This window comes from Actinomadura verrucosospora (genome assembly GCF_039540335.1).
In the GTDB taxonomy this organism is placed as follows: domain Bacteria; phylum Actinomycetota; class Actinomycetes; order Streptosporangiales; family Streptosporangiaceae; genus Spirillospora; species Spirillospora verrucosospora.
The window spans coordinates 22,965-45,007 of the sequence record NZ_BAABEV010000055.1 but is presented as its reverse complement, the minus strand read 5'-3'; the positions used below and the strand labels follow the sequence as shown (position 1 = coordinate 45,007).

Here is a 22,043-nt window from a genome sequence, read left to right as displayed (position 1 = left end):
GCGCGGCGCCCGGTTGAATCAGAACCGCGGGAACTGTGCCGGGCGCGTCAGGCCGAAACCCCGATTCCAAATCCGGGATAACGCGCGATGCTCGAGACATCGTCAAGGCGATTGCAGACCTGACGAGGCGCCGGCCGCCTGTCCCGCCACTCCGTCCAGGTAAGGCTCCCGAACCGACCTCACCTGCGGCGGCGTCTCCCTCATCCTCACCCGCCGTCGGGTACGCCGCCGGACGCGCCCCGGCCCCGCCGCCGCAGCGCCAGCCACCGGCCGCCCAGCCCCACGGCGAACATCACCGCCCCCGCCAGCACCGACGTCCACGGCAACGTCGCCGCCAGCACCACGCACCCCGCGCCGCCGAGCACGTTGAGCGCCCGCGGCCAGCGGCGGTCGGCCGCCGGCTGGGTGAAGGCGCTCGCGTTGGCGACCGCGTAGTACACCAGGACGCCGAACGAGGAGAACCCGATCACCCCCCGCAGGTCCGCGGCCGTCACCAGCGCGCACACCGCCACCGCCACGGCGACCTCGGCGTGGTGCGGCACCCGGTGCCGGGGATGCACCGCCGCCAGCCACCCCGGCAGATCCCGGTGCCGCGCCATGGCCAGCGCCGTGCGGCCGATCCCGGCGATCAGCGCCAGCAGCGCGCCCAGCGACGCCAGCGCCGCGCCCACCCGCACCACCGGCGCCAAAGCCCCCGCTCCCGCCGCCTCGTCCGCCGCCGCCACCGGCGCGGCCGCGTCCGCCAGCACCCGCGGACCCGCCGCCAGCAGCGCCGCCGCCCCCACCACCAGGTACACCGCCACCGCGATGAACAGCGCGACCGGGATCGCCCGGGGGATCGTGCGGGACGGGTCGCGCACCTCCTCACCCATCGTCGCGATGCGGGCATAGCCCGCGAAGGCGAAGAACAGCAGCCCCGCCGCCTGCAGGACGCCGTACAAGCCGCCCTCGCCCACCGCCGCCCACCCGCCCAGGTGCGCCGCGCTCGCCCGCCCGCCCACGGCGATCCCCGCCACCACCACCGCCAGCGCCGTCAGGCTCGCGACCACCAGCACCCGCGTCAGCAGCGCCGTCCTGGTCACGCCCCGGTAGTTCAGCGACGCCAGCGCCGCCACGGCCGCCGCCGCGACCGCGCGGCGCGCCCACCCCGGACCCGGCACCGCGTAGGAGGCGAAGGTCAGCGCCATCGCCGCGCACGAGGCCGTCTTGCCCACCACGAAACCCCAGCCCGCCGCGAACCCCCACCACGGGCCCAGCCGCTCGCGGCCGTACACGTAGGTGCCGCCGGACGTCGGGTACGCCGCCGCCAGCTGCGCCGAGGCGACCGCGTTGCAGTACGCGACCACCGCCGCGACCACCAGCCCCACCAGCAGCCCCGTGCCCGCCACCCGCGCCGCGGGCCCGAACACGGCGAACACTCCCGCCCCGACCATCGACCCGAGCCCGATCAGCACCGCGTCCCCGGTGCCCAGCCGCCGCGCCAGCCGCTCACCTCCGGCGGGCCCCGCGCCCGACTCGGCCCCCGCCGCCCCGGACGCCGCCGTCCCAGACCCGGCCGCTTCGGCCCCGGCCGCTTCGGAGGCGGTCGCCGAAGGCCCGCCCCGGTTCCGGCGCCGGAACGCCATCGCCCACCCCCTCGCCCGCCTACTCCATCAAACTCATTTGATGTATCGTCCGGGCATGGCGTCACCGAGTCAAGCCGCCCCGGCGTTCGTGCGGCTGGCCGCCCACCCGCTGCGCTGGCGGCTGCTGACCGCCCTCGCCGACGGCGACCTGCGCGTCCGCGAACTCACCGACCTGGCCGCCGCGCCGCAGAACCTCGTCTCCTACCACCTGCGGCTGCTGCGCGACGGCGGCCTCGTCACCGCCGCCCGCAGCAGCCACGACGGCCGCGACAGCTACTACCGCCTGGACCTGGACCGCTGCGCCCACGCCCTCGCCGAAGCCGGTACCGCCCTGCACCCGGCGCTGCGGTCCGCCCCCGCGCCCCCGCGCCTCCCCGACGGCCCGCACGATGGAGCCGCCCCGGCCGTGCTGTTCGTGTGCACGGGCAACAGCGCGCGCTCGCCGATCGCCGAAGCCCTCCTGCGCCACCACGGCGGCGGCCGCGTCACCGCCGCCAGCGCCGGCACCCGCCCCAAAGCCGAGATGCACCCCCGCGCCGTCCAAATTCTGCGCGAGCGGTACGGCATCGACATCTCCGCGCAGCGCCCCCGCCGCCTGGACGCCCCGCACCGCCGCTTCGACCGCGTCATCACCCTGTGCGACAAGGCCCGCGAAGCCTGCCCCGACTTCGGCGACCACGCCCGGCACGCCCACTGGAGCACCCCCGACCCGGCCGCGGCGCCGGACGCGCCCGCGGCCTTCCACCAGGTGGCGGCCGACCTCGACACGCGCGTGCGCCACCTGCTGCCGCTCCTCGCCCACACACCACAGCCAGCACCTAAGACGGAGGAACACCCATGACCGGACACGACACGCACGCAGGCGTCCGCTACCTCGTCGACGACGTCCAGGCCGCCGTCGAGTTCTACACCGCCCACCTCGGCTTCACCCTCAACCTCGACGCGGCGCCCGCGTTCGCCGATGTCGTGCGCGGTCCCCTGCGCCTCCTGCTGTCGGGGCCCGCCAGCTCCGGCGCCCGCGCCACCCCCGCGGACGCCGCCGTCGCCGGAGGCAACCGCATCCACCTGACCGTCGACGACCTGGACGCCGAGATCTCGCGGCTGCGCGGCGCGGGCCTGACCTTCCGCAGCGACCTCGTCACCGGCCCCGGCGGCCGCCAGATCCTGATCGCCGACCCCGCCGGGAACCTCGTCGAACTCTTCCAACCCGCATAAGCATCGCTTCTGCAAACCAGAAGAACCATCTCTTGGACTTCTCGGCCTGGGGCGACCACGATGAGAGGTGAAAGCACCAACGACCTGGGGGAAGCCATGACGCAGTACGAGAAGGCCATGCGGCCCGAGGACATCACCCGCCTGTTCGTCGAACGCTCCAACGCCGGCGACGCGGCCGGCGTCGCCGCCCTCTACGAGGAGGACGCGGTGATGGCCTACCCGCCCGGCTCCCAGACCGTGGGGCGCCAGGCCATCCGCGAACTGTGGGAGAAGGTCCTGGCCGCGCGCCCCCGCTTCACGCCCGAGGAGCCGCTGCCCACCCTGATCAGCGGCGACCTCGCCCTCACCTCCACCCCGCCCAAGGACGGCGCCGGCGCACGCGCGCAGGTCGTCCGGCGCCAGCCCGACGGCAGCTGGCTGCGCGTCCTGGACCAGCCCGAGTTCGTCACGCCCCCCGCGGCCGGCGCCTAGGACCCCGCCCACACCGGATAGTCGACATACCCCCGCGCGCCTCCGCCGTAGTGGGTGGCCTCGTCGCCGCCCGCCACGGCGAGGCCCAGCGCGAACCGGGCGACCAGATCCGGATTGGCGATGAACGGCCGCCCGAACGACACCGCGTCGGCGATCCCCGCCTCGACCACCGCGTTCCCCGACTCCCGCCCGAACCCGTGATTGGCGACCAGCGCCCCGTCGAACAGCTTGCGGTAGCGGGCGAACTCGTCCAGGTCCGGCACCGCGCCCGGCCCGGGCAGGGCCCGACCGCGCAGATGCAGATAAGCCAGGGGACGGGTGCTCAACTCCGCCACCAGGGCGTCGTAGGCGGCGAGCGTCGCCTCGCCCGCCGTGTAGGGGTAGTCGGCGCGGCGCGCCTGGGCCGAGGTGTCGCCCACGCTCCACCACGGCGACAGCCGGACCCCGGCGCGCCGCCCCTCCCACGCCGCCGTCACCGCGTCCACGACCTCCAGCAGCAGGCGGCCCCGGTCCGCGCCGTAGGCGTCGGCGCGGCGGTTCAGGCGCGGGTTCAGGAACTGCGCGAGCAGGAACGTGCCGTTCGCGGCGACCTCCACCCCGTCGAACCCCGCCCGCCGCGCCCGCTCGGACGCCGCGCCGTACGCGGCGACCGTCTCCTCGATCTCCGCGAGCGTCATCTCCCGGGGCGTGACCGTCGCCCTCGGGCCCGCCGCCGTCCAGCACACCTCGCCCGGATCGACCGCCGACGGCCCCGCGGGCCGCGCCCCGCCCCGGTGGTCGGGATGGGCATGGGCGCCGGTGTGCCACAACTGCAGCACGATCCGTCCGCCCAGCGCGTGGACGAGACCGGTCACGCGCCGCCACGCCTCCACCTGCGCCTCCCCGTAGATGCCGGGGACGCCGGGGAACCCGATCGCGCGCTCACCCACCCACGCCGCCTCGGCGACGATCAGCCCGGCCGTGGCGCGCTGCCCGTAGTAGACGGCGTGCAGGTCCGTCGGCTCCAGGCCGGGACCGGACGCGCGCGACCGCGTCAACGGGGCCATCACCACCCGGTTCGGCAGCTCCAGATCCCCCAGCGCCACCGGCCGCAGCAGCGGCTGCCCTCCCGGCTCGCTACCCTCGTCGTGTCGGAGCATCTGTCTCCCCACCGTCGTCGTCTCTCGGATGCCACGAAGCAGACGCACCACGGAACGGAAAGGTGACCGATGCACGACCAACTCGCCGAACGCTTCGAGGCGCACCGCGCCACCCTGCGCGCCGTCGCCTACCGGATGCTCGGCAACCCCGGCGAGACCGACGACGCCGTCCAGGAGGCGTGGCTGCGGCTCACCCGCCACGGCCCCGCCGGAATCGACGACCTGGAGGCATGGCTGCGCACCGTCGTGGCCCGCATCTGCCTCGACATGCTCCGCGCCCGCACCTCCCGGCGCGAGGAACCCTACGGATGGCACTCACCCGTCCAGCCCGAGGACGGCGACCCCGAGACCGAGACCGTCCTCATCGAATCGGTCGGCCGCGCCATGCTCGTCGTCCTGGATACCCTCGGCCCCGCCGAACGCGTCGCGTTCGTCCTGCACGACGTGTTCGCCGTCCCCTTCGACCAGATCGCGCCCATCGTCGAGCGGACCCCGGCCGCCGCCAAGAAACTCGCAAGCCGCGCCCGCCACCGCGTCCGCGGTGCCGCCTCCCCGCCGCCTCCCGAACGCGCCGAACAGCGCCGCGTCGTCGAGGCGTTCCTCGCCGCCGCCCGTAGCGGCGACCTCGACGCCCTCCTCGCCGTGCTGGCCCCCGACGTCGTCCGCCGCGCCGACCACGCCGCCCTCACCCCCGGCCGCCCCGCCGTCCTGCACGGCGCCGGCCCCGTCGCCCGCGAGATGCAGATCTTCGGCCGCCGCGCCAGGTACGCCGCGCCCGCCCTCGTCGACGGCACGATCGGCGCCGTCGTCGCCCCGCACGGCCGCCTCCTGCTCGCCCTGGCCGTCACCGTCCACGACGGCCGCGTCACCGGCTACGAGATGATCGCCGACCCCGCCCGCCTCACCGCCCTCGACCTCGCCGTCCCCTGACCGATTCCTACAAGACCGCCCCGCCCCGCCGCGCCTACGTTGGCCCTATGAGCAGCGAACCGTCCGAACTGGCCAACGTGGGACCGGCCGTCGCCGCCTACTTCGACCGCATCGGCATCACCACCGTCGCCCAACTGCCGGGCCGGGACCCCGTCGAACTGTACGAGCGGATGTCGGCCGCCCACGGCCGCCGCCTCGACCCCTGCCTGCTCGACACCGTCATGTCCGCCGTCGACCAGGCCGAAGGAAAGCCCGCCCGCCCCTGGTGGCACTACACCCCCGAACGCAAACGGCTCCTCGCCGACGCCCGCCCCTGAATGCCCGCCGCACCCCGGCGCCGGGCCGTAGCCTGGAGGGCGGGAGCCTCACGAGGAGGTGCGGGCGATGCACCAGGAGACCACCATCGGCGCCCGACTGCGCGCCCTGCGCCGCTGGCGCGGCATGACCCTCGACCAACTCGCCGGACAGGCAGGCTTATCCAAATCCTTCCTGTCCATGGCCGAACGCGGGCAGCGCAGCCTCGACCGCCGCTCCCACATCGCCGCCCTCGCCGACGCCCTCCGCGTCTCCGAAACCGAACTCGTCGGCGGCCCCCACCTCGGCCCCGACCACGGGCAGTCCGACCCCCACGCCGTGATCCCCCCGATCAGGCTCGCCCTGCAGACCAACGACCTGAACGACCCCGCCGTCGAGCGCGCCCGCCCTCTGCCGGAACTGGTCGCCGAGATGGCCCGCGTCGAGCCCCACCACCAGGCCTGCGACTACGTGCGCGTCGGCCACATGCTGCCCGACCTGCTGGACGAGTTGCACCTGCACGCCGCCGACCCCGCCGACGAAGCGGCCCACCGCACCGCCCTGGAGACCCTCGTCGACGCCTGCGTCGCGGCGACCTTCACCGCCAAGGACCTCGGCTACCCCGACCTGGCCCACCTGGCGGCCGTCCGCGCCGAGCAGGCGGCGACCATCCTGGACGACCCCGTCCGGCGCGGCCAGTCCGACTTCCTGCGCATCCACACCATGCCCCGCGCGGGCTCCTGGGACCGGACCCTCCGCGCCACCGAACGCTCCGCGGACCGACTGGAGCCGCACGCCGGAAGTGAACTCGGCGCCCAGGTGCTCGGCATGCTCACCCTGTCCGCCGCCCTCGCGGCGGCGGTCACCCACGACGCCGCACGCGCCACCGACTGGACGGCCGAGGCCGCCCGCCTCGCCCGCACGATGCCCGACGCCCCCGACCAGAACTGGATGAGCTTCTCGGCCAGCAACGTCGGCGTATGGAACGTCGCGGTCAACGTCGAATGCGGCGAGCGAGGCGGCGCCGTCCTCGACCTCGCCCGCGATGTGGACGAGACCAGGCTCACCGGCAGGAAGGGCAGGCACGCCGCCTTCCTCGCCGATGTCGGACGCGGCCTGGCCCGCGACCGCAAAACCAAGGACGAGGCGATCCGCTGGCTCCGCCGCGCCGAGAACACCGCCCCCCAGTGGATCCGCAACAACACACCGGTGCGGGAATCGGTCGCCGTCCTGCTCAGCCAGGCCCGCACCGACGCCGGCGGCCGCGAACTGCGCGGCATGGCCGCCCGCATAGGCCTGCCCCACTGACCCGTCACGGACCAGAGCCGGGCCGCTCGCCACGAGTTCACTCCTGTGAATGGCGTTCCCGTTCACGCCAGTGAACGCACAGTGTGCACGCTGTCTTACTTTCTGTGTTCATGGAGACGACGAACGCACTTCGGGGGCTTGCCGCCGAACTCGACGCGCGCGGATGGCGGACGGCCCTGCGCGCCGGGACCCTCACGGTCACCAACCCTGACGCGCCCCGCCTCACCGACGCCATCACCTGCGACGGGCGCGCCTTCTGGTGGACGTGGGGCCAGGAAGCCGGACCGGCCGACGACGTCGTCGGAGTGGCCGACCGCATCGTCCACGTCCTGCGGACGGTCACGCCATGAACACGGCGACCGGGCCTCGCGAGCGGACGGGCATGACCTACGGTCACCGGGGGAGTGCCCTGCCCGCACCGCGCAGTCCCCGCGTCGTCACCTGGTACGGCAGGGCGACCGGCCGCTGGTGGGCCCTGGTGCCCTGGCCCTCCGAACTCCACGGCGCCTTACTCGTCGAGGCGCCCGACCAGGCCACCCTCAACGAGCACGTCGCCCACCTCATCGCGGCCCTCCGCTCCCGGACGGCCACCCCGCGACTATGAAGGCTCCCGGGCCCTGCGTGGCATCAGGAGGACCAGCGGGGACGCTGACCGACACCGCCGCACGCGCGGGTGGTGTTCGGGATCGGCGGGGGCTACTGCAGTTGGTCGCGGCGGCGGGTCAGGTAGGCGGTCTCGGCGGTGTTGCCCGCCAGCTCGATGGCCCTGTCGTAGGCCGCGCGTGCCTCACTGCCGCGGTGCAGCCGGCGCAGCAGGTCGGCGCGGGTGGCGTGGTAGGCGTGGTAGCCGGCCAGCCTGCTCTCGAGACGGTCGACGGCTGCCAGCGCCACCTGCGGGCCGTCGAGTTCGGCGACCGCGATGGCCCGGTTGAGGGCGACGACCGGGGACGGATCGAGGCGGACGAGCTGGTCGTAGAGGGCGAGGACCTGCGTCCAGTCGGTGTCGCGGACGTCGCGGGCGGAGGTGTGCACGGCGTTGATCGCGGCGAGGATCTGGTAGCGGCCCGGAGCCGTCCCGGCGGCGGCAGCGGCGAGGCGCTCGCGCACCAGCCGGTGCCCCTCGGCGATCAGCGCCGCGTCCCAGGCCCCGCGGTCCTGCTCGGCCAGGGGGACCAGCTCGCCGCCGGCCGAGACCCGGGCGGTGCGGCGCGCCTCGGTGAGCAGCATCAGCGCCAGCAGCCCGGCCACCTCGCCGTCGTCCGGCATCAGGGCGCGGAGCAGGCGGGTGAGCCGGATCGCCTCGGCGGTCAGGTCGTGGCGCACCGGACCGGCGCCGGGGCCGGTCGCCAGGTAGCCCTCGTTGAACACCAGGTACAGGACGGCGAGCACGCCCGTCAGGCGCGCCGGGAGGTCCTCGGCGGACGGCACCCTGTAGGGGATGCGAGCCGCCTTGATCTTGGCCTTCGCGCGCGTGATCCGCCGCTCCAGGGCGGTGTCGGCGACCAGGAAGGCGCGGGCGATCTCCGGCACGGTCAGGCCGCCGACCATGCGCAGCGTCAGCGCCACGCGCGTCTGCATCGCCAGCGCCGGGTGGCAGCAGGTGAAGATCAGCCGGAGGCGGTCGTCGTCGATGGCGCCGACGGGCTCGGGCGGGTCGTCGTCGTACACCCTCTGAGCCTCCTCGTGCTTGTCGTCGCGCTTGTTCTCGCGCCGGATCCGGTCGATGGCCCTGCGGTTGGCGGTGGTGGTCAGCCAGCCGCCGGGGTTGGGAGGCACGCCGTCGGACGGCCACCGCTGCACGGCGGTCGCGAACGCCTCGGCCGCCGCCTCCTCGGCGATGTCGAGGTCGCCGAAGCGCCTGGTCAGGGCGGCGACCACCCGCGCCCACTCCGCGCGGTGGGCGCGGGTGATCGCCTCCTGGACGTCGCTCACTGGAACGGCCGCACTTCGATCTTCCGGTCGCAGACCCTCGACGCCTCGGCGGCGAGCCTGAGCGCCACGTCCAGATCGGGCGCCTCCCACACCCAGACGCCGGCGAGGTACTCCTTCGACTCCACGAAGGGCCCGTCGCTGAACACCGCCTCCTCGCCCCGGTTGTCGACGACCGTGGCCGCGTCGGTGTCCGCGAGTCCGCCCGCGAAGACCCAGTGGCCCTCGGCGATCAGCCGTTCGTTGAACGCGCTGATGGCGGGCTGCCTGTCGGTGCTGCCGGGATTGCTCTTGTCATCGATCACAGAGACCAGATACCGCATGTGAAGATCATCTCCTGTGGCGCCGTGACGGCGCCGTTCGATGGGCGGGGACTTCAGGCCGCGGCGTACTGCGGGCGCCCGGCCGGCCGGTAGACCTGGATCGTCACGCCCTTCGAGTCGACCCGCGACTCGACCAGGTCGAGGGCGAGGTCGCGCCCCGCGTCCGGGAACAGCCGCGCGCCCTGGCCGACGACCACCGGGACGGTGATCAGGGTCATCTCGTCGACCAGGTCGTTCTCCAGCAGCCACCGGGTCAGGGTGCCGCTGCCGTGCACCTGCAGCTCACCGCCCGGCCTGGCCTTCAGCTCCCGGACGGCCGCAGCGACGTCTCCGGACAGGACGGTCGTGTCCGACCACGCCGGGTCGGTGAGCCCGGTCGACGCCACGTACTTGGGCCGTGTGTTCAGGGCCTCCACGACGGACGCCCAGGCGGGGGCGTCCTGGACCGTGAGCTTCCCCCACGAGCCGGCGAACAGCTCGTAGGTCCGCCGCCCGAACAGGAACGCCTCGGCGCGCCGGTAGGTCCGGTTGATGAGCGCGTGGGTCTCGGCGTCGCCCTTCCCCAGGGCCCAGCCGCCGCGCTCGAATCCGTTCCTGCGGTCCTCGTCCGACGCGCCGCCGTTTCCCTGCACCACTCCGTCGACGGTGACCTGGGTGATGGTCGTCAGCTTCATGTTCGTTGTTCCTCGCCTCGGCGCCGCCCCTCGCGGGCGGCCTCACTCCTGCTACGAACACCTCCGCCCCGATCCGACACCGCGTCCCGGAATTCCTCGAAGAGATTTCCGGGACGCCGTCTGCCGGCGGTCCGACGACACGGCAGCTCCGCAGTGAACGGTGCGCCGGTCAGCGTCGTGCGTTGCGAATGATCAGTAGCTGGCCGATCTCGGCGGCGTTCTTCGTGAGTTCGATGTTCACCCACGCGCACATGTCGGCGACGGTGCGGCCCGCCTCTTCGGGCCAGGGGAACGCCGACGGGTCGTCGAGGCGGTCGGTGGCCGACAGCGCCGTCCGCCACGCCTCGTGGATCTCTCCCAGCCATTCGGTGATCGAGGCGCACGTGCCCGGCCAGGCGATGTCTTCGCGTGCGGGGACGTCGGTCTGCTTCAGATGAGCGAGTGCCGTGGACCACCACCAGCCGATGTGCCAGGTCAGCCAGGCGATCGTCGGGGCCGGGACGGGAGTGGGCTCGACGTCGGCGAAGTCGGGGGCCCAACCGCCCTCGACCCGGTGCATGGTCCAGTGCGACGGCGCCGGTTCCCAGAACAGGTCGTCGTCGTGCCACTGCCGCACGTGGTAGTCGAGGAGCGCCCAAGCGGTGTCGAGCTGCTGTTGGAGCACCTGCTTGACCTCGGTCATTCAGTCCACCTTGGTTTCGGCGGCTTTCACCCTGACCAACTGCTTGCCGAGGTTGGCGCCGTCGAAGAGACGCTGCAACGCGGCCGGGGCGTGGGGGAGGCCGTCGATGACGTCCTCGGCCCAGCGCAGGTCGCCCGCCGAGACCCAGCCGGCCAGACGGGAGAGCGCCTCAGGGAACACGGACTGATGATCGTAGAACACGAAACCCTCCATGCGGACGCGCCGGAACGCGAGCTGCATGTAGTTGGCGGGGCCCGCGCCGTATCCCGCGGCCGTGTAGCCGGACGAGATCGACCCGCACAGCGCGATGCGCGCCCGGAGAGCGAGCCGATCCAGCGCGTTCTCCAGCAGCGCGCCGCCCACGTTGTCGAAGACGGCGGTGAGCCCGTCGGGCGCGAACTCGCGCAACGCGTCCGGCACGCTCTCGGCGCGGTAGTCCACACAGGCGTCGAACTTCGCGACCTCCCTCACCCAGGCGACCTTCTCGGCCGAGCCGGCGGTGCCGATCACCCGGGCGCCCAGAAGCCGCGCGATCTGCCCGGCCAGGGAGCCGACGCTGCCCGCCGCGCCCGTGACCAGCACCGTGTCCGCGTCGGTGACGTCCAGGACGGCGGACATGCCGACGAACGCCGTCAGCCCGCTGACGCCGAAGACGGTGAGCATGTGACGCGGATCGATCCCCTCCGGCACCGGGTTGACCCCGAACAGGCCGCCCTCGCGCGCCACGACGTACTCCCGCCAGCCGAGGTCGCCGTAGACCCACTGCCCCTCCGGCAGCGCCGGGTTCCGTGAGGCCACCACACGCCCGACACCGCTGCCGCGCATCACCTCGCCGATGCCGACCGGCGCCGTGTAGGTGGCGCCGGGGTTGAGCCACGTGCGCTGAGTGGCGTCGATACCCAGCCAGACGACCTCGACCAGGGCCTCGCCGTCGTCGAGTACCGGCATGGGGCTGCGCCGCTCAGCGAACGTGCCCGGGGTGATCCCGCCCGTCGGGCGTTCACGGAGCACCATTTCGCGGAAGGTCCGCACGGGCATGACTTCAGCCTCTCGATCAGGGGGCCGAGCGCGTCGCTCGGACGAATGTGGCGATCAGCTCGTCGCCGACGGCGTCGACGGGAGCGCCGTGGGCCACCCGCAGTCCTTCGGCATCGAGGGTGCGGCGCAGCATCGAGGCCATCATCACCAGGTCGAAGCGGCGCAGCTCGCCGCTGCGCTGCCCCTCCTCCAGGAGCGCGACGACGTCGGAGAGCGACGCCGCCACGAGCTCCTCGTAGCCCCCGGCCGCCGTCGCGGTGCGGTGCGCCACGACCGCGACCAGGGCGCGCGTCTCCACCGGCCGCCGCGCGCAGTACAGAAGGAAGCCGCGGACATAGGCCGCGAGCCGGTCCAGGACACCGCCCTGGCCGCGCAGCACGGCGACCAGCTCCGGCCCCACGCTCCCGACCACGTGGGCGACGACGGCGTCGAGGATCTCGTCCCTGGTCTCGAAGTTGCTGTGGTAGGCGCCCCGGCTGTACCCGGCCGCCTCCGCGATCGCCTCGACCGAGGTCGAGGCGACGCCGCGCTCGGCGAACAGCCGCATCGCCGACTCCACCAGCTCCCCGCGCGTGCGCTGCCGGCGCTCGGCGCGCGTCTCCCGTGCCATGCTGCCAAGATACATCACCGTATCCGCATACATCGCCGTATGTGAAAAATCCATGATCCCCTGTCGGCCGAAGCGCTGCCGGAGGGCCGCTGACCGGTCGGATCGGCCGCGACTTTGGTCGCGGGGGAGTCGACCATCGGAGGCTCCGCGGCTCCGCGGACGACGGCAGGCTTGCCGGTATGGACTCCCGTCAACGCCCGACGTCTCCCACGACCGATGTCAGTGTGGTCGCCGATTCCCCGCTGGTCGTCATGCTGGTGTGCATCGTCGGCGGGACGGTCATCGCGGGGCTCGTCGAACTGGTCTGGGAATGGACCGCGGCCCATACCTGGCTGCCGCGAATAGGGCCGATCAAACTCCTGGCCATGCTCCCCGGTCCCTGGTCCGCCGTCGTCGCGGCCGCCGCGGGCGCGGCGGCCGGATTCGTGGTGGGCGCCATCGCCTGCCACGAGGCCCTGACGGTGACCGTGTCGGACGAGCGCGTGATCCTGACCAGCAAAGACGAGCGACAGGAGTTCGCGTCGGAGGAGATCGGCCAGGTGCTCCTGGCCGGCGGGAAGCTCATCCTGCTCGACCGGGACGGGCAGGAGCTCGCACGCCACGACTGCGACCTGGACCGCCGGCGGCTGGTCGACGCCTTCGACCGGCACGGCTACCCGTCCTCGGGCCGCGCGCCCGACGGCACCACCTGAACCGATGCCACCGGCGGGACGTCGGGTCAGCTGCTTGAATTGGGGACGGTCGGATGAACCGACATTCCGACCCTGAGGTGCGAGCTGACCAGTCTGGAGAACGGATGTCCCACGACGAACCGCTGCGCGCCGTCTTCATGCCGGCTCTGGTGGCGGTGCTGCGTGCGGCTGAGCAGGAGAAGAACGCGCCGCTGACGGAAGCGGAGGTGCTCGCCGTCCGCGACAACGCGGTATGTATGACCGTCCCGCTCAGCGTCGCGCACGGCCTTGACCGGTCCCGGGGGTACCCCGATATCTCGCCTGAGGATTGCTGGAAAGAGTGGCGGTCCTTCAGGGAACAGATCACGGCTGAGTGAGCCCGGATCGGCCGGTGCCCGCCGGGCGACGGACCTGACAGATCCGCCGCGGCCGCGCACCGCCCGCGGTGTGCGGCTCTAGTCCTGCTCGCCGGCGGCGGCGATGACGCGGGTCAGGGTGCCGTGGAGGTCCCGCAACTCGTCCATGCTCATGCCCAGGCGCTCCATGATGGTGGCGGGGATCTTCTCGGCCCGCTCCCGCAGGGCCTGCCCGGCGGGGGTGACCGTGACCGCCAGCAGGCGCTCGTCGCGGCTGTCGCGCTCGCGGCGGATGAGGTCGGCGGCCTCCAGCCGCTTGAGCAGGGGCGACAGGGTGCCGGGGTCGAGCTGGAGCAGGGCGCCGAGTTCCTTGACCGACAGCTGCCGGTGCTCCCACAGCGCCAGCATCACCAGGTACTGCGGATGGGTCAGCCCCATCGGCTCCAGGATCGGCCGGTAGTGCGCCAGCACGGTGCGCGAGGCCACCACCAGGGCGAAGCACACCTGGTTCTCCAGTGCCAGCGGGTTGGCGATGTCGCGCAGATCACTGGCCACGAGTCCTCCAGAGGGATGTCTTCGGGGGCACCTGCCAGTTATAAAGAGTACAGCAATGGTTTGTGTACCAACTGTTGGTAGGCAATGGAGGTGTCGTGTTCCGCCGAGCCCCGCTGGAAGAGCGCATCGCCCAGCGTCAGGCCGAGCTCGCGCCGGTGCGCGAGCGCGGACAGCTCGGGCACCCCACCGCGCGGTACCTGTTCATCGCCCTGCTGGCGCTGACCGTCGCCGGTCACGTCATCGGCGGGGTGCTGTTCGCGATCCTGGCGCACTGAAGGAGAGGCCGATGGCCATCAAGCGACCGTCCTTCCTGCCCTCCATCGACGAGCTGGAGCAGCAGGCCCTGAGGAACTCCGACCGGCGCGGCCCGCGCGGCTCCCAGTTCGATCACCCCGTGGCCAAGAACCTGCTCATCGTCGCGCTGGTGGTGACCGTCGCCGCGCACGTCATCGGCGGGGTGCTGTTCGCGATCCTGGCGCTGTGAGCCGCGGTGCGACGGCGCCGGCGGGGCGTCAGCGCCCGGTCGCGCCGTCGATCTGCTCGCGGAGGATGTCGGCGTGGCCCGCGTGCCGGCCGGTCTCCTCGATCATGTGGACCAGCGCCCAGCGGACGCTGGGGGCGGGACGTCCCGGCCGGGGAACGGGCGCGCCGAGGTCGGCGCACCCGTCGAGCACCTCGTTGGCGCGCTCGACGGCCTCCCGGTAGCGGGCCACGATCTCGTCCACGCCGTCCGAGGCCGCGGCCCGGAACGTCGCCTGCCAGTCGGCGACCTCCTCCCCGAGGAACATCGACCGTTCGACGAAGGTCAGGTGGTTGAGCAGGCCCAGCAGGTTCGTGCCCGAGGGCACCGCGGCCGCCCGCACCCGCGGCTCGGGCGCGCCCTCGACCTTCGCGGCGACCGAGGCCCGCAGGTAGTCGAGGAATCCGCGCAGGGTCTCGGCCTCGCCGCCTCCGGTGCGGGGCGGCGGGGTGTCGCGGCGGCGGGCGCGGCGCGTGGTGCTGGGCACGGTGATCTCCTTCTTCGCCGGGGCGGCGGGCCCGCGGTGGGCCCGCCGCCAGTCTCGGCAGGGGCGCCGCGACTCGGCACGAAACCTTGCGGTTCCGGCAAACAGCGGGCGGTCAGGAGGGGCGGGTGTCGTAGACCTCGCGGTTCTCGAGGACCTGTGTCATGTGCGTCTGCGCCCAGGCCGGCCCCCGGCCCGGCTCGCTCGCCGAGGCGTTCGGCGCGCTCGTCGAACTCCAGCGGGAGGGCCTGATCCGCCATCTCGGCGTCAGCAACGCCACCGAGGAGCAGGTGACCGAGGCGCGGGGCGTCGCGCCGATCGTGTGCGTACAGAACATGTACAACCTCGCCCACCGCCACGACGACGCGCTCATCGACCGGCTCGCCGCCGACGGTGTCGCGTACGTGCCCTTCTTCCCCCTCGGAGGCTTCACCCCGCTTCAGTCCTCGGCGCTCTCGGCGGTCGCCGCCCGGCTGGAGACGGCGCCGATGTCCGTCGCACTGGCCTGGCTGCTGCGGCGATCACCGAACCTCCTGCTCATCCCCGGCACGTCATCGACGGCGCACCTGCGCGAGAACGTCGCCGGCGCGGGACTCTCCCTCTCTCCCGAGGACCTGGCCGAGCTGGACGAGATCGGAGCGGGGTCGGCTCCCGCGAACTGAGCCGGACCGCTCGTCCGGCAGGGCCTAGCCGACCGGTGAGGCCAGGCGTCCTTCGGCCAGTTCGAGACGGGCGCCGGTGAACGCGGCGCGCAGGCGCCGGTCGTGCGTGACCACCACGAGCGCGCCCCGGTAGGAGGCCAGCGCCTCCTCCAGCTGCTCCGTGAGCATGGGCGACAGGTGGTTGGTCGGCTCGTCGAGCAGCAGCAGGTCCCGGGGCTCGCTCACCAGCCGCGCCAGCTCGACCCGGCGCCGCTGCCCATGGGACAGCTCCCCGAGGCGAAGGCCCAGGTCCGACGACCGGAACAGGCCCAGGGCGAGAAGGGCGTCCGCGTACTCGTCGGGAGCGCCCGGACGTCCGTGCGCGTAGGCCTGGAGCACGGTCCGGTGCCCCGCGCCGACCGGCCCGTCCTGCCGGAGGAACCCGACCCGTCCGGTCCGGCGCACCTCGCCCGCGTCCGGGCGCAGTTCTCCGGCGATGACCCGCATCAGGGTGGTCTTGCCCGCTCCGTTCGGGCCGGTGACGAGAAGCCGCTCACCGGCGCGGACGGTCAGGGACTCCAGGCGGAGCCGCCCCGGCACCACCACGCCGTCGAGCGCGACCACCTCGCCCCCGGCCGCGCTCGGGGCGGCGGGGACGGCGGTGAAGCGCAGCGGCTCGGGCGGGGGCGCCGCGGGGTGGTCGGCGAGCCACCGCAGCCGCTGCCGGGACTGCCGGATGCGCCCGGCGGCGCCGTGGGTGCGCGAGCGCGCCCGCCAGGCGCCGGTGCCCATGCCCGCCTTGGCCGTCCTGCGCGGGATCTCGGCGAGCCGGCCCGCGTTGGCGGTCACCAGCGCGGCATGCCGGTCCAGCTCCGTCCTCCATTCCTCGTGGGCCCGCGCCTGCGCGGCGCGTTCGGCGGCCTTGGCGGCGAGGAAGCCGGCGTACCCGTCGCCGTAGCGGCGCGCCCGCCCTCCGTCGACCTCCACGACGGCGGTGGTCACCCGCTCCAGGAACATGCGGTCGTGCGTGATCGCCACGACCGTGCCCCGGTGGGCGCGCAGGCGCCGTTCGAGCCAGGCCGTGGCCTGGTCGTCCAGGTCGTTGGTCGGCTCGTCGAGCAGCAGCAGCTCGGGGGAGGACGCCAGCGTGGCGGCGAGGGCGAGCCTGGAGCGCTCGCCGCCGGACAGCGTGCCGAGCGGGCGGCCCCGGTCGAGTCCGGGCAGCCCGAGACCGTGCAGCGCGAGGTCCACGCGGACGTCGGCCTCGTAGCCGTCCCGCGCCTCGAACTCCGCCACCAGTTCCGCGTAGGCGTCCAGGCTCGCCCGCTCGGGCGAGCCCGGTGCGCCGAGCGAGCGTTCGGCGGCGCGCATCCGGGCTTCGAGATCGCGCAGGCCGGCCAGCGCCAGGTCGACGGCGTCGGCGACGGTGGCCTCCGGCGGAAGCGCGAGCGACTGCGGCAGGTATCCGATCCCGCCGGGCGCGACGGCCACGACCTCGCCGCCGTCCGGACGCTCGACGCCCGCCATGAGCTTGAGCAGCGTGGACTTGCCGGACCCGTTGTCGCCGATGACGCCGAGCCGCTCGCCGGGCCTGACGGTGAGCGAGACGCGGTCCAGGACGGCGCGGGTCCCGTAGCGTTTGGTGATCTGGTCGAGGGAGAGTTGGGCAGGGGCGCGCAGAGCGCCACCTCCTTCCGGTCGGTGCGGGCGGGGAGCGGGAGTCAGCCTGGGGCCTTGCGGCTGAGGTGCTCCCAGGCCCGGTACTGCTCGGTGCGTTCCCGGTCCATCTGCTGGACCATGTCGTAGGAGGCGGAGCCGACGATCAGCCGCAGCGGCGGTTCGTCCAGACCGGCGAGCTCCATGACCACCGGGGCCGCGGTGCTCGGGTCGGGTCCGGCGTCCTCGCCCCACATCTCGGCCAACCTGACGCGCAGCGGCTCGTACTCAGGGAGCGGCCGGGTGGCGGTGGTGCCCCGCGTGAACAGCTCCGTGCCGTACCCGCCGGGCTGCACGATCGTCACCTTGATCCCGAAGGGCGCCACCTCCATCGCCAGGGCCTGGCTCAGCGAGTCGAGCGCGCTCTTGCTCCCCGCGTAGAACCCGGCGGACGCGATCCCGCCGCCCGTCCCCATCGTGGTGACCTGCAGGATGTGGCCGGATCCCTGCCTGCGCAGGTGCGGCACCACGGCCTGGGCCACCCAGACCGCGCCGAAGAAGTTGACGTCGAACTGGTCGCGGATCTGCTCCTCGGTGGCCTCCTCCACCATGCCGAACAGCATGGCGCCGGCGTTGTTCACCACGACGTCCAGCCGCCCGAAGGCCGCCGCCGCCCGATCCACCACCGTCCGCACGGCGGCGCGGTCGCGGACGTCCAGCGGCAGCAGGACGAGGCGGTCCGGATGGCCGGCGGCCAGGCCGTCGAGAGGGGAGAGGTCGCGCGCGGCCGCCACGACGCGGTCCCCGGCGGAGAGCGCCGCCTCGGTGAAGGCCCGGCCCAGGCCTCTCGACGCACCGGTGATGAACCATACGCGGGCGGTCGTCATGCACCCCTCCTCGATCACAAGAGACGAGACGGTTCGTCTCGTCGTAGCGAGTATGGGGGCGGACCGCCTCGTTGTCAAGACGGACCGTCTCGTCTCGTTAGGGGTATACTCCCGCCCGTGTCCAGTACCAGAACACCCGATCCCGCACGGCGCAGCGAGCGGTCCCGGCAGGCCGTCCTGGCCGCCGCGCGCGAACTGGTCTCCGAAGTCGGGTACCCCAAGGTGACGATCGAGGCCATCGCCGCGCGGGCGGGCGTCGGCAAGCAGACCATCTACCGCTGGTGGCCGTCCAAGGGCGCGGTGGTCTTCGAGGGGTTCCTCGCGCTGAGTGAGGGGGAGGAGGGCGTCCGGCTGCCCGACACCGGCGACGTCGAGGCCGATCTGAAGACCGTCATGCGCGCGACGGTCGCCGAGTTCGCCGACCCGCGGTTCGAGGCGCCTCTCCGCGCGCTGAACACGCAGATCATCGAGGACCCCGAGCTGGCCGCCCTGTACCGCGAGAAGCTGGCCGACCCCCTCGACCGGGCCAAGAAGGAACGGCTGCGCAGTGCCCAGCGGGCGGGCCAGCTGCGCGCGGACGCCGACCTCGACCTGGTGCTGGAGGTGCTGTACGCCCCGCTCACCCAGCGCTGGCTGCACCGGTCGGGGCCGCTCACCCCCGAGTACGCCGACGCGCTCGTCGACGCCGCCCTCCGCGCCTTCGCCCCCTGATCGGCGTCGGAGCGGCGATGGGCGCCCAGGCCTGTCGGAGCCGGGTCCTACGGTGAGGCGCCATGGACGAGGAGACGTTGGTCATTCCGGCGGCGTGGCGGCGCAGGCTGCATCCGCGGCGGGGCGGCACGCCCGGCACCGCGCTCAGACTCGACCCGGCGGCGGGCGACGCGCTCGCCGGGAAGATCCGCGCGCAGTCGGCCGACATCGACGACGTGCTCCGCACTCCTCAGAGCGAACCCGCACTCGTCGCGGCGGCCCGGCGGTATCTGAGCGGCGGTGACGACCCGCTCGGCGCCGCGGTCGTCGGGCAGATCGCCGTCCGCAAGGAGCCCTGGAAGAAGGATCCCCACACCTGGCTCGTGGACGCGTGGTGCGCCGAGCGCGGGGCCGCGTTCGCCGCCGCCGCCGTCACCGGTCTCATCAAGGCCGAGCCCACGTGGCGGTGGATCGAGAACGGTGAGCGGAGCGAGGCGTGGATCCGGCTGCGGGATCCGCAGGAGCAGTACGGCCATTGGTGGGTGACGCGCGGTGCGCTGCTCCGGATGCGGGCCGTTCTCGCAGCCGCGGATGACGCCGAGTACGAGCGAGCCGTCGCGCGCATGGGGGAGTGCCGCGACAACGCCCTGCTCCGCTCCGTCACCGCCTACCTCGCGCCCACCCGCCAAGACTGGGTCGAGGAGTCTCTGGCCGAACTCGGCGCCCTCCCGGCCCACATGTACTCCTGGATGTTGTGGTGCTCCGTCGCCTCCCCGGCTCAGCTGGCCCGCCTCGGCGACCTGGGCTGGCAGGCGGGGAACGCCGAACTGGTGACCACCGCCGTGGACGGCGTGGGCGCGGCCCTCGCGCCGCTGCTGGTGCACGCCTACGACACCGTGTCCAGCGCAAAGGTCCGCAGGAACACCGCCGAGGCGCTGGCGGTCCTGCCCACCGACGAGGCGTTCCAGGCCCTGGTGGAGCGCGCCGACCAAGACCGCGTCAGGCCCGCGCTGGCGGCTGCGGCGGAACGGTTCCCCGCGCGGGCGGCGCGGCTGCTGAGCGACGCGGCGGCGGGCGCCGGCAAGCCCGCCAAGGTCGCCGCCGAACTTCTGGAGGAACGCCTGCTCACCCGCGAGGGGAAAGCACGCCGGGCGCGCGTCCCCGACGCGCCGGCGCGGGAACTGCCCGCATGCTTGGCCGACCCGCCCTGGAGCCGCCGCCCCCGCGAAGACCGCACCGTGGTGATCGAGGGTCTGGTGCCGCCCGACGTCGACGCCGTCCGCTGGGCGCGCGGCGAACGCGAGTCGTGGTCCGCCTCCGGCATGCGGCGGAACCAGGACGACTGGGCCGCCAGGATCCTGGACCACAAGGCGGGGCGGCTCGCCTACTGGCAGACGCTGGAGCTGTTCTCCGAGGGCCCCGAGGAACTGGTGCGGCCCCTGTTCGCCGAGTGGGCCGCCGGCGACCCGCCCCTCACCTGGCACAAGAAGCAGATCGCGGCCCGCTACGAACTGGACGCCGTCCCACTGCTGATCAAGACCGCCGCGGATGCGCCCGCCTCCGACGGCGAAGTCCTGCTGCCCTTCCTCACCCCGGCCGTCGCCGCGCTCATGGCAGACTGGGCGCTGCGGCTGAAGTCGGCGCGGCCCGTCGCGCACGCCTGGTTCGCCCGCCACCGGACCGCCGCCGCGCTGCTCCTCGTCCCCGCCGCGCTGGGCCCGGCCGGACGGAAGCGCGGCGCGGCCCGGCTCGCGCTCCTGCACATCGCCGGAAACGAGGGTGCGGACGCGGTCGTCGAGGCCGCCCGCGTCCACGGCGACCACGCCGCCGCCGCGATCGCCGACCTGATGACCGCCGACCCGCTCGACCTCGTCCCGCCGCGCCCCCCGACGATCGGCGGCTGGGCCGACCCGGCGCTGCTGCCGCAGATCCTGACCGTCCGGCGCGACCGGGCGCTTCCGGCCGCCGCGACGCGCGCGCTGCTGCTCACGCTCGCGCTGGAGGTCCCCGGCGGCGGGCGCCCCGACCTCGCCGAGGTGCGGAGCGCCTGCGACTCCGAGTCGCTCGCCGCCTTCTCCTGGGCGGTGTTCGAACGGTGGGAGGCGGCCGGGCACCCGGCCAGGGACGGCTGGGCCCTCACCCAGCTCGGCCTGCTCGGCGGCGACGAGGCCGCCCGCCGCCTCACCCCGCTGATCCGCGAGTGGCCCGGCCGGAGCCGCCACAAGAACGCCGCCGCCGGCCTGGACGTCCTCGCCGAGATCGGCACCGACGTCGCCCTCATGCACCTGCACGGCATCTCCCAGAAACTGCGGTTCAAGACCCTCAGGGAACGCGCCCGCCAGAAGATCGACCAGATCGCCGACGGGCTCGGGCTCACCCAGGACGAACTCGCCGACCGCCTCGTGCCCGACCTCGGGCTCGACTCCGCGAGCGCCCTCGTCCTGGACTACGGGCCCCGGCGCTTCACCGTCGGCTTCGACGAGCTGCTCCGGCCCTACGTCCTGGACGACACGGGCAGACCACGCAAGACCCTGCCCAAGCCAGGCGCCAAGGACGACCCTGACCTGGCGCCCGCCGCCTACAAGCGGTTCGCGGCGCTGCGCAAGGACGTGCGCGCCGTGGCGGCCGGGCAGGTGCGCAGGCTGGAGACCGCCATGGTCCAGCGGCGTGAGTGGACCGCGCCCGACTTCCAGCGGCTCCTGGCCGGCCACCCGCTGCTGCGCCACATCGTCCGGCGGCTGGTGTGGCTCACCGGCGACGGCACGGCCTTCCGGGTCGCCGAGGACGGAACGCTCGCCGACTGCGCCGACGACGTCCTCGTCCTGGACGACGCCGCCCACGTCCGCGTCGCGCACCGCCTCGACCTGCCCGCGCGTGACCTGGCCGCCTGGGCGCAGGTGTTCGCCGACTACGAGATCGCCCAGCCGTTCCCGCAGCTGGACCGCCCCCTGCACGCCCTCACCGAGGACGACCGCCGGACAGGGCACCTGGCCCGCTTCGACGGCGCCGAGGTCCCGCTCGGGCGGCTGCTGCGCCTGGAGCACGACGGCTGGGAGCACGAGATGCCCGCCGACGCGGGCATCGTCTGCGGGATGTCGCGCACGCTGCCCGGCGGAGCCACCGCCTGGCTCGGCTTCGAGCCCGCGGTCGCGATCGGCCACCGGGACCCCGACCAGATCGTCACGATCGGCGTCCACGTGACCGGCGCCCTCGACGCCGTCCAGGCCAGCGAACTCCTCACCGAACTGACCGCGGTCACCGAGAAATGACGGCGCGCCGGCATGAGCGGGGGCCTGGGCGCGCCGGGGCTGAAATCCCGGCAAAGCTTGCCCATGCCGCGGTGCG

27 protein-coding genes are annotated in these 22,043 nt (G+C 73.7%); 15 read left to right on the top strand and 12 right to left on the bottom strand.

The window, feature by feature from the left end:
* Positions 1–206: 206 nt before the first annotated feature.
* Positions 207–1,625: an APC family permease gene (locus ABD944_RS37325; protein ID WP_345185301.1), complete on the bottom strand. Its 1,419-nt coding sequence runs from the start codon at positions 1,623–1,625 to the stop codon at positions 207–209.
* Between the two features lie 55 nt (positions 1,626–1,680).
* Between ABD944_RS37325 and ABD944_RS37320 the strand changes: the two genes are divergently transcribed.
* The 3 genes from ABD944_RS37320 (at position 1,681) to ABD944_RS37310 (ending at position 3,311) form a co-directional block, all read left to right on the top strand.
* Positions 1,681–2,466 (top strand): arsenate reductase/protein-tyrosine-phosphatase family protein, encoded by a 786-nt coding sequence (locus ABD944_RS37320; protein WP_345185300.1) that lies wholly within the window; start codon positions 1,681–1,683, stop codon positions 2,464–2,466.
* Positions 2,463–2,840: a VOC family protein gene (locus tag ABD944_RS37315; RefSeq protein ID WP_345185298.1), complete on the top strand. Its 378-nt coding sequence runs from the start codon at positions 2,463–2,465 to the stop codon at positions 2,838–2,840. Before ABD944_RS37320 ends, ABD944_RS37315 begins: the two co-directional genes overlap by 4 nt.
* Positions 2,841–2,936: 96 nt before the next feature.
* Positions 2,937–3,311, top strand: a complete 375-nt coding sequence (locus tag ABD944_RS37310) for a YybH family protein (protein WP_345185295.1) — start codon at positions 2,937–2,939, stop codon at positions 3,309–3,311.
* Here ABD944_RS37310 and ABD944_RS37305 read toward each other — a convergent pair.
* A complete protein-coding gene (locus ABD944_RS37305) occupies positions 3,308–4,450 on the bottom strand; it encodes an alkene reductase (protein ID WP_345185292.1) in 1,143 nt (380 codons plus the stop codon). The genes ABD944_RS37310 and ABD944_RS37305 overlap by 4 nt on opposite strands.
* Before the next feature lie 69 nt (positions 4,451–4,519).
* Between ABD944_RS37305 and ABD944_RS37300 the strand changes: the two genes are divergently transcribed.
* The 5 genes from ABD944_RS37300 to ABD944_RS37280 all read left to right on the top strand — a co-directional run bounded on the left by ABD944_RS37300 (position 4,520) and on the right by ABD944_RS37280 (position 7,586).
* Positions 4,520–5,380, top strand: a complete 861-nt coding sequence (locus tag ABD944_RS37300) for a sigma-70 family RNA polymerase sigma factor (RefSeq protein WP_345185289.1) — start codon at positions 4,520–4,522, stop codon at positions 5,378–5,380.
* Positions 5,381–5,427: 47 nt separating this feature from the next.
* A complete protein-coding gene (locus tag ABD944_RS37295; protein ID WP_345185285.1) occupies positions 5,428–5,697 on the top strand; it encodes a helix-hairpin-helix domain-containing protein in 270 nt (89 codons plus the stop codon).
* Positions 5,698–5,764: 67 nt separating this feature from the next.
* Positions 5,765–6,982, top strand: coding sequence for a helix-turn-helix domain-containing protein (locus ABD944_RS37290; RefSeq protein ID WP_345185278.1), 1,218 nt, complete (start codon positions 5,765–5,767; stop codon positions 6,980–6,982).
* A 110-nt stretch (positions 6,983–7,092) separates the two neighbouring features.
* Positions 7,093–7,332 (top strand): hypothetical protein, encoded by a 240-nt coding sequence (locus ABD944_RS37285; RefSeq protein WP_345185276.1) that lies wholly within the window; start codon positions 7,093–7,095, stop codon positions 7,330–7,332.
* Positions 7,329–7,586, top strand: a complete 258-nt coding sequence (locus tag ABD944_RS37280; RefSeq protein ID WP_345185273.1) for a hypothetical protein — start codon at positions 7,329–7,331, stop codon at positions 7,584–7,586. Before ABD944_RS37285 ends, ABD944_RS37280 begins: the two co-directional genes overlap by 4 nt.
* A gap of 92 nt (positions 7,587–7,678) precedes the next feature.
* Here ABD944_RS37280 and ABD944_RS37275 read toward each other — a convergent pair whose 3' ends face one another.
* From ABD944_RS37275 to ABD944_RS37250, 6 genes are all read right to left on the bottom strand, one after another.
* On the bottom strand, positions 7,679–8,914 hold the full coding sequence (locus ABD944_RS37275) for an RNA polymerase sigma factor (protein WP_345185271.1): 1,236 nt from the start codon (positions 8,912–8,914) through the stop codon (positions 7,679–7,681).
* On the bottom strand, positions 8,911–9,234 hold the full coding sequence (locus ABD944_RS37270; protein ID WP_345185270.1) for a YciI family protein: 324 nt from the start codon (positions 9,232–9,234) through the stop codon (positions 8,911–8,913). The genes ABD944_RS37275 and ABD944_RS37270 overlap by 4 nt, the downstream gene beginning before the upstream one ends.
* 53 nt (positions 9,235–9,287) lie before the next feature.
* Complete coding sequence (locus ABD944_RS37265; RefSeq protein ID WP_345185269.1) at positions 9,288–9,908, bottom strand: dihydrofolate reductase family protein; 621 nt, start codon at positions 9,906–9,908, stop codon at positions 9,288–9,290.
* A 169-nt stretch (positions 9,909–10,077) separates the two neighbouring features.
* On the bottom strand, positions 10,078–10,590 hold the full coding sequence (locus ABD944_RS37260; protein ID WP_345185267.1) for a DinB family protein: 513 nt from the start codon (positions 10,588–10,590) through the stop codon (positions 10,078–10,080).
* Positions 10,591–11,628, bottom strand: coding sequence for an NADP-dependent oxidoreductase (locus ABD944_RS37255; RefSeq protein ID WP_345185263.1), 1,038 nt, complete (start codon positions 11,626–11,628; stop codon positions 10,591–10,593).
* Between the two features lie 16 nt (positions 11,629–11,644).
* Complete coding sequence (locus tag ABD944_RS37250; RefSeq protein ID WP_345185260.1) at positions 11,645–12,238, bottom strand: TetR/AcrR family transcriptional regulator; 594 nt, start codon at positions 12,236–12,238, stop codon at positions 11,645–11,647.
* A gap of 224 nt (positions 12,239–12,462) precedes the next feature.
* Here ABD944_RS37250 and ABD944_RS37245 point away from each other — a divergent pair, with 224 nt between their 5' ends.
* Positions 12,463–12,930 (top strand): YqeB family protein, encoded by a 468-nt coding sequence (locus tag ABD944_RS37245; RefSeq protein WP_345185258.1) that lies wholly within the window; start codon positions 12,463–12,465, stop codon positions 12,928–12,930.
* A 104-nt stretch (positions 12,931–13,034) separates the two neighbouring features.
* Positions 13,035–13,286 (top strand): hypothetical protein, encoded by a 252-nt coding sequence (locus ABD944_RS37240; RefSeq protein ID WP_345185253.1) that lies wholly within the window; start codon positions 13,035–13,037, stop codon positions 13,284–13,286.
* 78 nt (positions 13,287–13,364) lie between these two features.
* Here the strand turns inward: ABD944_RS37240 and ABD944_RS37235 are convergent, their stop codons facing one another.
* Positions 13,365–13,820: a MarR family winged helix-turn-helix transcriptional regulator gene (locus tag ABD944_RS37235; protein ID WP_345185250.1), complete on the bottom strand. Its 456-nt coding sequence runs from the start codon at positions 13,818–13,820 to the stop codon at positions 13,365–13,367.
* A 95-nt stretch (positions 13,821–13,915) separates the two neighbouring features.
* Here ABD944_RS37235 and ABD944_RS37230 point away from each other — a divergent pair, with 95 nt between their 5' ends.
* Together ABD944_RS37230 and ABD944_RS37225 are read left to right on the top strand one after the other, a co-directional pair.
* Complete coding sequence (locus tag ABD944_RS37230) at positions 13,916–14,095, top strand: hypothetical protein (RefSeq protein ID WP_345185247.1); 180 nt, start codon at positions 13,916–13,918, stop codon at positions 14,093–14,095.
* 11 nt (positions 14,096–14,106) lie between these two features.
* Positions 14,107–14,304, top strand: a complete 198-nt coding sequence (locus ABD944_RS37225; RefSeq protein WP_345185244.1) for a hypothetical protein — start codon at positions 14,107–14,109, stop codon at positions 14,302–14,304.
* A 28-nt stretch (positions 14,305–14,332) separates the two neighbouring features.
* Here the strand turns inward: ABD944_RS37225 and ABD944_RS37220 are convergent, their stop codons facing one another.
* The gene (locus ABD944_RS37220; protein WP_345185242.1) at positions 14,333–14,827 is read right to left on the bottom strand and encodes a DinB family protein; all 495 of its coding nucleotides are present in this window, start codon (positions 14,825–14,827) and stop codon (positions 14,333–14,335) included.
* A gap of 161 nt (positions 14,828–14,988) precedes the next feature.
* Here ABD944_RS37220 and ABD944_RS37215 point away from each other — a divergent pair, with 161 nt between their 5' ends.
* Positions 14,989–15,486, top strand: a complete 498-nt coding sequence (locus ABD944_RS37215) for an aldo/keto reductase (RefSeq protein ID WP_345185240.1) — start codon at positions 14,989–14,991, stop codon at positions 15,484–15,486.
* 24 nt (positions 15,487–15,510) lie between these two features.
* Here ABD944_RS37215 and abc-f read toward each other — a convergent pair whose 3' ends face one another.
* Positions 15,511–17,145 (bottom strand): ribosomal protection-like ABC-F family protein, encoded by a 1,635-nt coding sequence (abc-f, locus tag ABD944_RS37210; protein WP_345185324.1) that lies wholly within the window; start codon positions 17,143–17,145, stop codon positions 15,511–15,513.
* 41 nt (positions 17,146–17,186) lie between these two features.
* Positions 17,187–18,008 carry an SDR family NAD(P)-dependent oxidoreductase gene (locus tag ABD944_RS37205; protein ID WP_345185236.1) on the bottom strand — a complete coding sequence of 274 codons (822 nt, stop codon included), beginning with the start codon at positions 18,006–18,008 and terminating at the stop codon, positions 17,187–17,189.
* Between the two features lie 117 nt (positions 18,009–18,125).
* Here ABD944_RS37205 and ABD944_RS37200 point away from each other — a divergent pair, with 117 nt between their 5' ends.
* Positions 18,126–18,719 (top strand): TetR/AcrR family transcriptional regulator, encoded by a 594-nt coding sequence (locus ABD944_RS37200; RefSeq protein ID WP_345185231.1) that lies wholly within the window; start codon positions 18,126–18,128, stop codon positions 18,717–18,719.
* Between the two features lie 62 nt (positions 18,720–18,781).
* Positions 18,782–21,967, top strand: coding sequence for a DUF4132 domain-containing protein (locus ABD944_RS37195; protein ID WP_345185229.1), 3,186 nt, complete (start codon positions 18,782–18,784; stop codon positions 21,965–21,967).
* Positions 21,968–22,043: the final 76 nt, after the last annotated feature.

Excerpts from the sequence above, each read along its gene's own strand:
- ABD944_RS37240 (WP_345185253.1), top strand. The coding sequence starts at position 13,035 with ATGTCCCACGACGAACCGCTGCGCGCCGTCTTCATGCCGGCTCTGGTG.
- ABD944_RS37215 (WP_345185240.1), top strand. The coding sequence starts at position 14,989 with ATGTGCGTCTGCGCCCAGGCCGGCCCCCGGCCCGGCTCGCTCGCCGAG.
- ABD944_RS37290 (WP_345185278.1), top strand. The coding sequence starts at position 5,765 with ATGCACCAGGAGACCACCATCGGCGCCCGACTGCGCGCCCTGCGCCGC.
- ABD944_RS37310 (WP_345185295.1), top strand. The coding sequence starts at position 2,937 with ATGACGCAGTACGAGAAGGCCATGCGGCCCGAGGACATCACCCGCCTG.
- ABD944_RS37265 (WP_345185269.1), bottom strand. The coding sequence starts at position 9,908 with ATGAAGCTGACGACCATCACCCAGGTCACCGTCGACGGAGTGGTGCAG.
- ABD944_RS37250 (WP_345185260.1), bottom strand. The coding sequence starts at position 12,238 with ATGGCACGGGAGACGCGCGCCGAGCGCCGGCAGCGCACGCGCGGGGAG.
- ABD944_RS37255 (WP_345185263.1), bottom strand. The coding sequence starts at position 11,628 with ATGCCCGTGCGGACCTTCCGCGAAATGGTGCTCCGTGAACGCCCGACG.
- ABD944_RS37325 (WP_345185301.1), bottom strand. The coding sequence starts at position 1,625 with ATGGCGTTCCGGCGCCGGAACCGGGGCGGGCCTTCGGCGACCGCCTCC.
- ABD944_RS37260 (WP_345185267.1), bottom strand. The coding sequence starts at position 10,590 with ATGACCGAGGTCAAGCAGGTGCTCCAACAGCAGCTCGACACCGCTTGG.
- ABD944_RS37195 (WP_345185229.1), top strand. The coding sequence starts at position 18,782 with ATGGACGAGGAGACGTTGGTCATTCCGGCGGCGTGGCGGCGCAGGCTG.
- ABD944_RS37295 (WP_345185285.1), top strand. The coding sequence starts at position 5,428 with ATGAGCAGCGAACCGTCCGAACTGGCCAACGTGGGACCGGCCGTCGCC.
- ABD944_RS37280 (WP_345185273.1), top strand. The coding sequence starts at position 7,329 with ATGAACACGGCGACCGGGCCTCGCGAGCGGACGGGCATGACCTACGGT.
- ABD944_RS37300 (WP_345185289.1), top strand. The coding sequence starts at position 4,520 with ATGCACGACCAACTCGCCGAACGCTTCGAGGCGCACCGCGCCACCCTG.
- ABD944_RS37315 (WP_345185298.1), top strand. The coding sequence starts at position 2,463 with ATGACCGGACACGACACGCACGCAGGCGTCCGCTACCTCGTCGACGAC.
- ABD944_RS37205 (WP_345185236.1), bottom strand. The coding sequence starts at position 18,008 with ATGACGACCGCCCGCGTATGGTTCATCACCGGTGCGTCGAGAGGCCTG.
- ABD944_RS37305 (WP_345185292.1), bottom strand. The coding sequence starts at position 4,450 with ATGCTCCGACACGACGAGGGTAGCGAGCCGGGAGGGCAGCCGCTGCTG.
- ABD944_RS37270 (WP_345185270.1), bottom strand. The coding sequence starts at position 9,234 with ATGCGGTATCTGGTCTCTGTGATCGATGACAAGAGCAATCCCGGCAGC.
- ABD944_RS37285 (WP_345185276.1), top strand. The coding sequence starts at position 7,093 with ATGGAGACGACGAACGCACTTCGGGGGCTTGCCGCCGAACTCGACGCG.
- ABD944_RS37320 (WP_345185300.1), top strand. The coding sequence starts at position 1,681 with ATGGCGTCACCGAGTCAAGCCGCCCCGGCGTTCGTGCGGCTGGCCGCC.
- ABD944_RS37225 (WP_345185244.1), top strand. The coding sequence starts at position 14,107 with ATGGCCATCAAGCGACCGTCCTTCCTGCCCTCCATCGACGAGCTGGAG.